The sequence below is a fragment of the Pseudomonas sp. PS1(2021) genome, assembly GCF_020405165.1.
Classification (GTDB): Bacteria; Pseudomonadota; Gammaproteobacteria; order Pseudomonadales; family Pseudomonadaceae; genus Pseudomonas; species Pseudomonas aeruginosa.
Genome location: NZ_CP084484.1, coordinates 135221 through 147063, shown reverse-complemented (window position 1 = coordinate 147063; position 11843 = coordinate 135221). Strand labels below are relative to the sequence as shown.

Annotated in this window: 9 protein-coding genes; 8 read left to right on the top strand and 1 reads right to left on the bottom strand. The window is 65.6% G+C overall.

Annotated features, from left to right (window positions below):
* Nucleotides 1-190: 190 nt before the first annotated feature.
* Nucleotides 191-622 (bottom strand): hypothetical protein, encoded by a 432-nt coding sequence (locus tag LE197_RS00655; protein ID WP_003104261.1) that lies wholly within the window; start codon nt 620-622, stop codon nt 191-193.
* 313 nt (nt 623-935) lie between these two features.
* On the opposite strand from LE197_RS00655, the gene argF reads away from it, so the two are divergent.
* The 8 genes from argF to algE all read left to right on the top strand — a co-directional run bounded on the left by argF (nt 936) and on the right by algE (nt 11824).
* Nucleotides 936-1853 carry an ornithine carbamoyltransferase gene (argF, locus tag LE197_RS00650; RefSeq protein WP_003092090.1) on the top strand — a complete coding sequence of 306 codons (918 nt, stop codon included), beginning with the start codon at nt 936-938 and terminating at the stop codon, nt 1851-1853.
* Between the two features lie 4 nt (nt 1854-1857).
* Complete coding sequence (locus tag LE197_RS00645) at nt 1858-2940, top strand: ABC transporter ATP-binding protein (protein WP_196752319.1); 1083 nt, start codon at nt 1858-1860, stop codon at nt 2938-2940.
* A 106-nt stretch (nt 2941-3046) separates the two neighbouring features.
* On the top strand, nt 3047-3826 hold the full coding sequence (gene yaaA, locus LE197_RS00640; RefSeq protein ID WP_003092094.1) for a peroxide stress protein YaaA: 780 nt from the start codon (nt 3047-3049) through the stop codon (nt 3824-3826).
* Between the two features lie 901 nt (nt 3827-4727).
* Nucleotides 4728-6038 carry a GDP-mannose 6-dehydrogenase gene (gene algD / locus LE197_RS00635; protein WP_003110461.1) on the top strand — a complete coding sequence of 437 codons (1311 nt, stop codon included), beginning with the start codon at nt 4728-4730 and terminating at the stop codon, nt 6036-6038.
* Between the two features lie 139 nt (nt 6039-6177).
* A complete protein-coding gene (gene alg8, locus LE197_RS00630) occupies nt 6178-7662 on the top strand; it encodes a mannuronan synthase (RefSeq protein ID WP_003119545.1) in 1485 nt (494 codons plus the stop codon).
* Between the two features lie 82 nt (nt 7663-7744).
* Complete coding sequence (alg44, locus tag LE197_RS00625; RefSeq protein WP_003092101.1) at nt 7745-8914, top strand: alginate biosynthesis protein Alg44; 1170 nt, start codon at nt 7745-7747, stop codon at nt 8912-8914.
* A gap of 13 nt (nt 8915-8927) precedes the next feature.
* Nucleotides 8928-10355 (top strand): alginate biosynthesis TPR repeat lipoprotein AlgK, encoded by a 1428-nt coding sequence (algK, locus tag LE197_RS00620; RefSeq protein WP_003112887.1) that lies wholly within the window; start codon nt 8928-8930, stop codon nt 10353-10355.
* Complete coding sequence (algE, locus tag LE197_RS00615) at nt 10352-11824, top strand: outer membrane porin AlgE (RefSeq protein ID WP_003092105.1); 1473 nt, start codon at nt 10352-10354, stop codon at nt 11822-11824. Before algK ends, algE begins: the two co-directional genes overlap by 4 nt.
* The last annotated feature ends 19 nt before the right edge of the window (nt 11825-11843 follow it).

Here is an 11843-nt window from a genome sequence, read left to right as displayed (position 1 = left end):
CACCACCGTGCCGCACGAGCCCCGGAGATCCGCACCTCCGGGGCTCACCTTTTGCTCCTCTCGCACCCTCCTTCCCCGGCTGAGCCCCTCCCCCTGCAAATCCGCGACGAATGGCTGCAATCCGGCAATCCGATGAACGAGCGGCCGAACCGCGGGCGCCCAGGCTGCCTGCGCACAGTCGCTGAACGGGTCAGGCCTGGCGGAAGAAGATCATGCCGAACAGCACCGCCAGGGCGCTGAGGAACGACAACCCGGTTTGCCCCAGGACCATCAGGATCGCGGCCGCCGCCGTGCTCAGCGCATGCCAGCCCCAGAGCAGGCACGACAGGTTGAGGACGATGCCGGCCAGGGCCAGGTGACGCTTGCGGCTGCGCCTGAGCAGGCCGGCCAGGCCCAGCACCAGGCCGCAGGTCGATACCGCGAAGACCGCCAGCAAGGCGGCGAACAGGCCGAGCAGATGGTTCTCGTCGCTGAGGTCGATCCGCTCGCCGAGCGCCAGCGCCATCACCGCCAGCGCGATGGCGACCCCGGCCAGGGCGAGGAACAGCGACAGGCCGCCCAGCCGCGATTGGCGCAATGGCCGTGCCGGCGGCGCGGCGGCGAGTGTTTCTCCCGTGTGCATGTTCGACCTCCCTGGTCCGAAACCCGCCTCCTCCATGAAGGTATTCGGGCGCGCACAGCATAAAGCGTCGCCCCGCCCAACCGATAGATCGACGAGGCGGGACTTTGGCGGCGGGACAACGGCGAAGACCCGGGAAAAACCCCGTAACCCGCGCCTTCCAAGCCCTCCTTGTGTTTCCGCGACATTTCCTTATAAGATCGCGCCTTCCCCTATTTTCCCGCACGTTGCGGTCCCGCCGCAGGTCCAGTCCCGTTTTCTCTCGCGAAAGCCGGCCAGTGCCTCGGCCAGCAGTAAAAATAAAAGGTAGTCAGCGATGAGCGTACGGCACTTTCTCTCGTTTATGGATTACAGCCCCGAAGAGCTGATCGGTCTGATCCGCCGCGGCAGCGAGCTGAAGGACCTGCGCAACCGAGGCGTGCTCTACGAGCCGCTGAAGAGCCGGGTCCTGGGCATGGTCTTCGAGAAGGCTTCGACCCGTACCCGCCTGTCCTTCGAAGCCGGGATGATCCAGCTCGGCGGCCAGGCGATCTTCCTCTCCCCGCGCGACACCCAGCTCGGCCGCGGCGAGCCGATCGGCGACAGCGCCCGGGTCATGTCGCGGATGCTCGACGGCGTGATGATCCGCACCTTCGCCCACGCCACCCTGACGGAATTCGCCGCGCACTCGAAGGTGCCGGTGATCAACGGCCTGTCCGACGACCTGCACCCCTGCCAGTTGCTCGCCGACATGCAGACCTTCCACGAGCACCGCGGCAGCATCCAGGGCAAGACCGTGGCCTGGATCGGCGACGGCAACAACATGTGCAACAGCTATATAGAAGCGGCGCTGAAGTTCGACTTCCAGCTGCGCGTGGCCTGCCCCGAGGGCTACGAGCCGAAGGCCGAGTTCGTCGCCCTTGCCGGCGACCGCCTGCGCGTCGTCCGCGACCCGCGCGAGGCGGTGGCCGGCGCGCACCTGGTGAGCACCGACGTGTGGGCCTCGATGGGCCAGGAAGACGAAGCCGCCGCGCGCATCGCCCTGTTCCGTCCCTACCAGGTGAACGCCGCGTTGCTCGATGGGGCCGCCGACGATGTACTATTCATGCACTGCCTGCCGGCCCACCGCGGCGAGGAAATCAGCGAAGAGTTGCTGGACGACCCGCGCTCGGTAGCCTGGGACCAGGCAGAGAACCGTCTGCACGCGCAGAAGGCCCTCCTCGAATTGCTGATCGAACACGCCCATTACGCCTGAGCCCATGAGCCACGACCTGCTGCTGAACCTGAAAGATCTCGCCTGCGGCTACGCCTCGCAGAAAGTGGTGCAGGACCTCGACCTGCACCTCAATGCCGGAGACATCGGCTGCCTGCTGGGTCCTTCGGGATGCGGCAAGACCACCACCCTGCGCGCCATCGCCGGCTTCGAACCGGTGCTGGCCGGGCAGATCGAGCTGGGCGGCGAAGTCATCTCGCGTCCCGGCTTCACCCTGGCGCCGGAGAAACGCCGGATCGGCATGGTGTTCCAGGACTACGCGCTGTTCCCCCATCTCAGCGTGGCCGACAATGTCGGCTTCGGCATCCGCAAGCATCCACAACGCGAGCGCCTGGTGCGCGAGCTTCTGGAGCTGGTCAAGCTCGACCACCTCGCCGCGCGCCACCCCCACGAACTCTCCGGCGGCCAGCAACAACGGGTGGCCCTGGCCCGCGCGCTGGCGCCCGAACCGCTGTTGCTGCTGCTCGACGAACCCTTCTCCAACCTCGACGTGGAACTGCGCCGCAGCCTCAGCCAGGAGGTTCGCGAGATCCTCAAGGCACGCGGCACCAGCGCGATCCTGGTGACCCACGACCAGAAAGAAGCCTTCGCCGTCTGCGACCACATCGGCGTGTTCAAGGAAGGTCACCTGGAACAGTGGGACACTCCCTACAACCTCTACCACGAGCCGCTGACGCCCTTCGTCGCCAGCTTCGTCGGCCAGGGCTACTTCATTCGCGGCCAGTTGCTCAGCCCCGATACGGTGCAGACCGAACTCGGCGTGATCCGCGGCAATCGCGCCTACAGCCTGCCTTCCGGCAGCGCGGTAGACGTCCTGCTGCGCCCGGACGACCTGGTGCACGCGCCGCAGGGCGAGCTGAAGGCGCGGATCGTCGGCAAGACCTTCCTCGGCGCCGCCACCCTGTACCGCCTGCAATTGCCCACCGGTACCCAGCTGGAATCGATCTTCCCCAGCCATGCCGACCACCAGCCGGGCGATGACGTCGGTATCCGCGTCGCCGCCGACCACCTGGTGGTGTTCGCCGCCCGGGGCAGCGTCGCCGCGCACCTCGCTCCCGTCCAGGCCTGATACCTCGGCGCCGTTCGGTCGGCGGCGCCTTTCCCTATCGACCGCATAGGTGGAGCCGGACGTCTCCAGCCCCTACAATCGCCCGACGATTCGAGGAGCCTGAACGATGCTGATGGTGATTTCCCCCGCCAAGACCCTGGACTACGAGACCCCGCCGGTCACCCACCGCTTCACCCAGCCGCAATACCTGGACCACGCCCAGGAACTGATCCAGCAACTGCGCCAGCTCACGCCACTGCAGATCAGCGAACTGATGAAGCTTTCCGACAAGCTCGCCGGCCTGAATGCCGCTCGCTACGCCAGCTGGCATCCGGAGTTCACCCCGGAGAACGCCAAGCAGGCGTTGCTCGCCTTCAAGGGCGATGTCTACACCGGCCTCAACGCGGAAGACTTCGGCGAGGACGATTTCGCCTTCGCCCAGGATCACCTGCGCATGCTCTCCGGTCTCTACGGCGTGCTGCGCCCGCTCGACCTCATGCAGCCCTATCGACTGGAAATGGGCACCCGCCTGGCCAACGCCCGTGGCAAGGATCTCTACGCCTTCTGGGGCGAGCGTATCAGCCAGTGGCTGAACGAAGCGCTGGCCGCCCAGGGCGACGACGTGCTGCTCAACCTGGCCTCCAACGAGTACTTCGGCGCGGTGAAGCGCAAGGCGCTGCAAGCGCGGGTCATCGACACCGAGTTCAAGGACCTGAAGAACGGCCAGTACAAGATCATCAGCTTCTACGCCAAGAAGGCTCGCGGCATGATGGCTCGCTACGTGATCCGCGAGCGCCTGCGCGACCCGGCCGGGCTGAAGGACTTCAATGCCCACGGCTATTACTTCAGCGCCGAGCAATCCGGCCCGGATCAGCTGGTATTCCTCAGGGACGCCCCGCAAGACTGATCTCCCCGGCCCGCCGTCCTGGCGGGCCGCTCCTCTTTCGGCACGCCGACGCCTCCTGGCGCTACCGTTCGTCCCTCCGACACCCCTGCTGCGTCGCCTTTCTCCCCGGAAAAGCCCTTGTGGCGAATAGGCCTACTCAACCGTTCGTCTGCAAGTCATGCGGAACTGCATCACATTTTTTCACGCCCAGCCCACAGACTTTTCCCCAATTCAAGGCGGAAATGCCATCTCCGGCGTAATCCATTGGCCATTACCAGCCTCCCGCCATTACATGCAAATTACGATTGCAAAGTGCATGGGTCGAAGATTAAGGAATCCTTAAGGTTTGCTTAAGGCGGTAAAAGCGGCTTCTGTTTCATTCCGGTGACGCGGAACTTTCAGCCGCCATGCATTCTGCAACTAGTGGCCATTGGCAGGCATTTAACGGAAAGGCCATCAAGTTGGTATCAAGTGATATCAAACGGATATTTCCAAATATTTCGCGAGCGGGACAAACGGCCGGAACTTCCCTCGCAGAGAAAACATCCTATCACCGCGATGCCTATCGATAGTTATGGGCAGAGCAACTTGAAACCGTCTCGAATAATCGGACTCCGCTCCGAGGGACAAACTCAACCTGTTGAAATTAAAGGCCTTTAGAAACTTGAATTCTATGGACCGAACTAAAACGAAGCATCCAAGGTCGGGTTATGCACCGTTATTGAAACCCACCTGAAACATTAAAGGGCATGAACTTATAACTTGCCCTATTAGAGTGCCGAACAACTAAGCACTCTATTCGAAACTGCCTGAAGGCGGATCAAGGGCTCTGGATCGGGGCTCGTAGTAACGGCTCGCCAGATAGGGAAGTGGCCATACGGCCACCTCATTAACGGCGCGACAAACAATCGAGGTGAATGCGATGCGAATCAGCATCTTTGGTTTGGGCTATGTCGGTGCAGTATGTGCTGGCTGCCTGTCGGCACGCGGTCATGAAGTCATTGGTGTGGATGTCTCCAGCACCAAGATCGACCTGATCAACCAGGGCAAGTCGCCCATCGTCGAACCGGGCCTGGAAGCGTTGTTGCAGCAAGGCCGGCAGACCGGACGGCTGTCGGGCACCACCGACTTCAAGAAGGCCGTGCTGGACTCCGACGTATCGTTCATCTGCGTCGGCACGCCGAGCAAGAAGAACGGCGACCTGGACCTGGGCTACATCGAGACCGTCTGCCGCGAGATCGGCTTCGCCATCCGCGAGAAGTCCGAACGCCACACCGTGGTGGTGCGCAGCACCGTACTGCCGGGCACCGTCAACAACGTGGTGATCCCGCTGATCGAGGACTGCTCGGGCAAGAAGGCCGGGGTCGACTTCGGCGTCGGCACCAACCCCGAATTCCTCCGCGAGAGCACCGCGATCAAGGACTACGACTTCCCGCCGATGACCGTGATCGGCGAACTGGACAAGCAGACCGGCGACCTTCTCGAGGAAATCTACCGCGAGCTGGACGCGCCGATCATCCGCAAGACCGTCGAGGTCGCCGAGATGATCAAGTACACCTGCAACGTCTGGCACGCCGCCAAGGTCACCTTCGCCAACGAGATCGGCAACATCGCCAAGGCGGTCGGCGTCGACGGCCGCGAGGTGATGGACGTGATCTGCCAGGACCACAAGCTCAACCTGTCGCGCTACTACATGCGTCCCGGCTTCGCCTTCGGCGGCTCCTGCCTGCCCAAGGATGTACGCGCCCTCACCTATCGCGCCAGCCAGCTGGACGTCGAGCACCCGATGCTCGGTTCGTTGATGCGCAGCAACTCCAACCAGGTGCAGAAGGCCTTCGATCTCATCACCAGCCACGACACCCGCAAGGTCGGCCTGCTCGGCCTGTCGTTCAAGGCCGGCACCGACGATTTGCGCGAAAGCCCGCTGGTGGAGCTGGCCGAGATGCTCATCGGCAAGGGCTACGAGTTGCGCATCTTCGACCGCAACGTCGAATACGCGCGTGTCCACGGGGCCAACAAGGAATACATCGAGTCGAAGATCCCGCACGTCTCCTCACTGCTGGTCTCCGACCTCGACGAAGTGGTGGCGAGTTCCGATGTGCTGGTGCTGGGCAATGGCGACGAGCTGTTCGTCGACCTGGTGAACAAGACCCCGAGCGGCAAGAAGCTGGTCGACCTGGTGGGCTTCATGCCGCACACCACCACTGCCCAGGCCGAGGGCATCTGCTGGTAGCGGGCCGCCCCCTGGCCCCGTGAGCCGGTAAAGAACCTCTTTATCGCCCTCGGACCGAAGGCCGTCTCCGCGGCGTGCGCCATAACAACAACAAGCGCACGCCGGCGTCGAGGCCAAGGTCCCCAGCCCGATGGAACTGATGATGGAAACTTACAAACGTGGCCTCGCCGAAGCCACCGGCTGGCTGGTGTTCCTCAGCCTGCTGATGGTGCTCGCGCTGGCAGTGCCGAAGACCGTGTTCGACGCCGACTCCAAGGATTTCATCCTGCTTATCGGCGCCGTCGGCATCTGGCGCTACTCCATGGGCGGCGTGCACTTCCTGCGCGGCATGCTGTTCCTCCACGTGGTCTACCCGTACTACCGCCGGCGCGTGCGCCAGTTGGGCAGCGCGGCCGACCCGTCGCACGTGTTCCTGATGGTCACCAGTTTCCGCATCGACGCCCTGACCACTGCCATGGTCTATCGCTCGGTGATCCGCGAAGCCATCGACAGCGGCTACCCGACCACCGTGGTCTGCTCCATCGTCGAGATGTCCGACGAGGTCCTGGTCCGTTCTCTGTGGGAGAAGATGAACCCGCCGGACCGGGTCAGCCTCGACTTCGTGCGGATTCCCGGCACCGGCAAGCGCGACGGCCTGGCCTATGGCTTCCGCGCGATTTCCCGGCACCTGCCGGACGACGACGCGGTGGTCGCGGTGATCGACGGCGACACCGTGCTCGACCACGGCGTGGTGAAGAAGACCGTGCCCTGGTTCAAGCTCTTCCCCAACGTCGGCGGCCTCACCACCAATGAATTCTGCGAAGTGCAGGGCGGCTACGTGATGAGCGAGTGGCACAAGCTGCGCTTCGCCCAGCGCCACATCAACATGTGCTCGATGGCCCTGTCCAAGCGCGTACTGACCATGACCGGACGGATGTCGGTGTTCCGCGCCCGGGTGGTGACCAACCCCGAGTTCATCACCGACGTCGAGAACGACCACCTGGAGCACTGGCGCCTGGGTCGCTTCAAGTTCCTCACCGGCGACGACAAGTCCAGCTGGTTCAGCCTGATGCGCCTGGGCTACGACACCTTCTACGTGCCCGACGCGGCGATCAACACGGTCGAGCACCCGCCGGAGAAGAGCTTCATCAAGGCCAGTCGCAAGCTGATGTACCGCTGGTACGGCAACAACCTGCGGCAGAACTCGCGCGCGCTCAAGCTCGGCGCGCGGCGCCTGGGCTGGTTCACCATGCTGGTGCTGTTCGACCAGCGCGTCTCGATGTGGACCAGCCTGCTCGGCCTGGTGGTGGCGATCCTCGCCAGCCTCAAGTACAGCATCGCCTTCCTGCTGGTGTACCTGCTCTGGATCGGCCTCACCCGCCTGGTGCTGACCCTGCTCCTCTCGCTCTCCGGGCACCGCATCGGCCCGGCCTATCCGCTGATCCTCTATTACAACCAGATCGTCGGCGCGCTGGTGAAGATCTACGTGTTCTTCCGCCTCGACCGGCAGTCCTGGACCCGCCAGCCGACCAAGCTGGAGCGCGGCCTGGCCAGCTTCCAGCGCTGGTTCAACGCCTGGTCGTCGCGGGCCATGACCTTCTCTGCCGCCAGCATCTTCGTCGCCGTGCTGCTGACCATCGTATGACCACCGAATCGACTACGGACAACGCCAGGGCCGCGGCCCGCGCGCAAATCGACCCAGATTGGACCGAACAGGACCCGACACCATGAATACAGCCGTCAACGTCAACGTCGTGCACGAATCCGAAGCCCAGCGCCAGTTCGCCCGGGTCAAGCTGCCGGCGCGCATCCGCTACATCGGCGCCAACCGCGAAGGCGTCGACGCACGCCTGCTGGATCTCTCCGCCGGCGGCTTCGCCTTCACCGCGAGCGGCGCGCCGATCCAGCCCGGCGACCTGTACAAGGGCAAGCTGCTGTTCCAGGTCGACAGCATCAGCTTTTCCCTCGAAGTGGAGTTCCAGGTGCGCTCGGTGGACCCCGCCAGCCGCCGCGTCGGCTGCGAGTTCCAGAACCTCAAGCCGCGCGAGGTGGCGGCCCTGCGCTACCTGATCACCTCCTACCTGGCCGGCGAGGTGATCGGCGTCGGCGACATGCTCAATACCCTCCAGCGCGAGAACTTCACCAAGGCCCGCAAGCAGGGCGGCGGCAACGGCGGGATGGGCTTCTTCGGCCGGGTCCGGGCGGTGACCCTGAGCACCGCGATCTTCGTCGTCGGGGTCGGCGCCTTCGCCTTCATCCTCAACCAGATGTACAACCTGTACTTCGTCACCCATGCCGATTCCGGCGTGGTCAGCGTCCCCAACCAGCAGATCACCATGCCCCGCGAGGGCACCGTGCAGAGCCTTCTCGGGCCCAACGCGGAAGTCGCCAAAGGCGCGCCGATCGCTACCTTCTCGGCCAACCTGCTGGACATGCTCAAGGGCAACCTGACCGAGGAGCAGCTCAACCCGGGCAACATCGAGAAGCTCTTCGGCCACCAGATGAAAGGGACCCTGACCAGCCCCTGCGACTGCCGCGTGGTCCAGCAACTGGTAGCCGACGGGCAATACGCCAACAAGGGCCAGGTGATCTTCACCCTCGCGCCGCGCGACAGCGTGGCCAGCATCGAGGCGCGCTTCCCCTACCGCAACGCCGCCGAGCTGGCGCCGGGCACCCGGGTGAACTTCCAGGTCGCCGGCGACGGCGTCAACCGCAGCGGCCGCATCGTCAACACCGCGCCGGTGGACGGCGACCTGTCCTCGGAAATCCGCGTGCAGATCCAGCCCGACCAGCCGCTCGACGCCCAGTACGCCGGCCGCCCGGCCGAGGTCAGCATCGGCGGCCTGCCCGGCCGCACCCTGCTGAACAAGGCCGTGACCCTGGCCACCGCTCGCTGACCGGTACCCGACCATGAAGATGCCCATCCTCCCTCCCCTGCCCCTGGCGTCCCGGCACCTGCTGCTGGCCTCGGCCATCGCCCTGGCCGCCGGCTGCGCCGGACTGCCCGACCAGCGCCTGGCCCAGGAGGCCCTGGAGCGCGGCGACCTCGCCACCGCCCAGAGCAACTACCAGGCCCTGGCCGCGATGGGTTACGCCGACGCCCAGGTCGGCCTCGCCGACATGCAGGTCGCCAGCGGCGACAGCGCCCAGCAGGCCAAGGCCGAAAAGCTCTACCGCGAGGCCGCGCAGACCTCGCCGCGGGCCCGCGCGCGCCTTGGCAAGTGGCTGGCGGCCAAGCCCGGCGCCAGCGACGCCGAGCACCGCGAGGCCGAGCGCCTGCTCAGCCAGGCCTTCGAACAGGGCGAGGACAGTGCCCTGGTGCCGCTCATCGTGCTCTACCTGCAATACCCGCAGTCCTGGCCGGAAATCGACCCGCAGCAGCGCATCGACCAGTGGCGCGCGCGCGGACTGCCGCAGGCCGACCTGGCGCAGATCATCCTCTACCGCACCCAGGGCACCTACGCCCAGCACCTGGGCGAGATCGAGCAGGTCTGCCAGCGCTGGCTGCGGCGCATGGACGTGTGCTGGTACGAACTGGCCACGGTCTACCAGATGCAGGGCAACGCGGAAAAGCAGAAGGTCCTGCTCGAACAGCTGCGCGCCGCCTACAAGGCCGGCCGGGTGCCCGGCGAGCGGGTCGACTCGGTGGCCGGGGTGCTCGCCGACGGCGAACTCGGCCAGCCCGACCCGCAGACCGCCCAGGCGCTGCTGGAAGAGATCGCGCCGAGCTACCCCGCGGCCTGGGTCAGCCTGGCCAAGCTGCTCTACGACTATCCCGACCAGGGCGACCTGGAAAAGATGCTCGGCTACCTGAAGAACGCCCAGGACGCCGCCCAGCCACGCGCCGAACTGCTCCTCGGGCGCCTCTACTACGACGGCAAGTGGGCGCCGCAGGACCCGCGCAAGGCCGAGCGGCACCTGCTCAAGGCCGCCGCCAGCGAACCCCAGGCCAACTACTACCTGGGGCAGATCTACCGCCGCGGCTTCCTCGGCAAGGTCTATCCGCAGAAGGCCGTCGACCACCTGATCCTCGCCGCCCGCGCCGGCCAGGCCAGCGCCGACATGGCCCTGGCCCAGCTCTGGTCGCAGGGCCGCGGCATCCAGCCGAACCGGGTCAACGCCTACGTCTTCGGCCAGCTCGCCGTGCAGCAGCAGGTACCGCAGGCCAGCGACCTGCTCGGGCAGATCGAAGCGCAACTGCCGCCGGCCGAACGCAGCCAGGCGCAGCAATTGCTCAAGCGCGAACAACAGAGCCGCGGCAACAACTGGCAGGCCACCGTCAGCCTGCTGCAGAGCCAGGACTCGCCGATCAACGAAGAAGAGCCAGAAAGCCTATGAACAGCTCCCGTTCCGTCAACCCGCGGCCGTCCTTCGCGCCGCGCGCCCTGTCCCTGGCCATCGCCCTGCTGCTCGGCGCGCCGGCGTTCGCCGCCAACAGCGGCGAGGCGCCGAAGAACTTCGGCCTGGACGTGAAGATCACCGGCGAATCGGAAAACGATCGCGACCTCGGCACCGCTCCCGGCGGCACCCTCAACGACATCGGTATCGACCTGCGGCCCTGGGCCTTCGGCCAGTGGGGCGACTGGAGCGCCTACTTCATGGGCCAGGCGGTGGCCGCCACCGACACCATCGAGACCGACACCCTGCAATCGGACACCGACGACGGCAACAACAGCCGCAACGACGGTCGCGAGCCGGACAAGAGCTACCTCGCCGCACGCGAATTCTGGGTCGACTACGCCGGCCTCACCGCCTACCCCGGCGAGCACCTGCGCTTCGGCCGCCAGCGCCTGCGGGAAGACAGCGGCCAGTGGCAGGACACCAACATCGAGGCGCTGAACTGGAGCTTCGAGACCACCCTGCTCAACGCCCACGCCGGGGTCGCCCAGCGTTTCAGCGAATACCGCACCGACCTCGACGAACTGGCTCCGGAGGACAAGGACCGCACCCATGTGTTCGGCGACATTTCCACCCAGTGGGCGCCGCACCACCGCATAGGCGTGCGCATCCACCACGCCGACGACAGCGGCCACCTGCGCCGCCCCGGCGAGGAAGTCGACAACCTCGACAAGACCTATACCGGCCAGCTCACCTGGCTCGGCATCGAGGCTACCGGCGATGCCTACAACTATCGTTCGAGCATGCCGCTGAACTACTGGGCCAGCGCCACCTGGCTGACCGGCGACCGCGACAACCTGACCACCACCACGGTCGACGACCGGCGCATCGCCACCGGCAAGCAGAGCGGCGACGTCAATGCCTTCGGCGTCGACCTCGGCCTGCGCTGGAACATCGACGAGCAATGGAAGGCCGGCGTCGGCTACGCCCGCGGCAGCGGCGGTGGCAAGGACGGCGAGGAGCAGTTCCAGCAGACCGGGCTGGAGAGCAATCGCTCCAACTTCACCGGCACCCGCTCGCGCGTGCACCGCTTCGGCGAAGCCTTCCGCGGCGAACTGAGCAACCTCCAGGCAGCCACCCTGTTCGGCTCCTGGCAACTGCGCGAGGACTACGACGCGAGCCTGGTCTACCACAAGTTCTGGCGCGTCGACGACGACTCCGACATCGGTACCAGCGGCATCAACGCCGCCCTGCAACCGGGCGAGAAGGACATCGGCCAGGAACTCGACCTGGTGGTGACCAAGTACTTCAAGCAAGGCCTGCTGCCGGCCTCGATGAGCCAGTACGTCGACGAGCCCTCGGCGCTGATCCGCTTCCGCGGCGGCCTGTTCAAGCCGGGCGACGCCTACGGGCCGGGCACCGACTCGACCATGCACCGCGCCTTCGTCGACTTCATCTGGCGCTTCTGAGCCCCGCGAGGAAACCGGA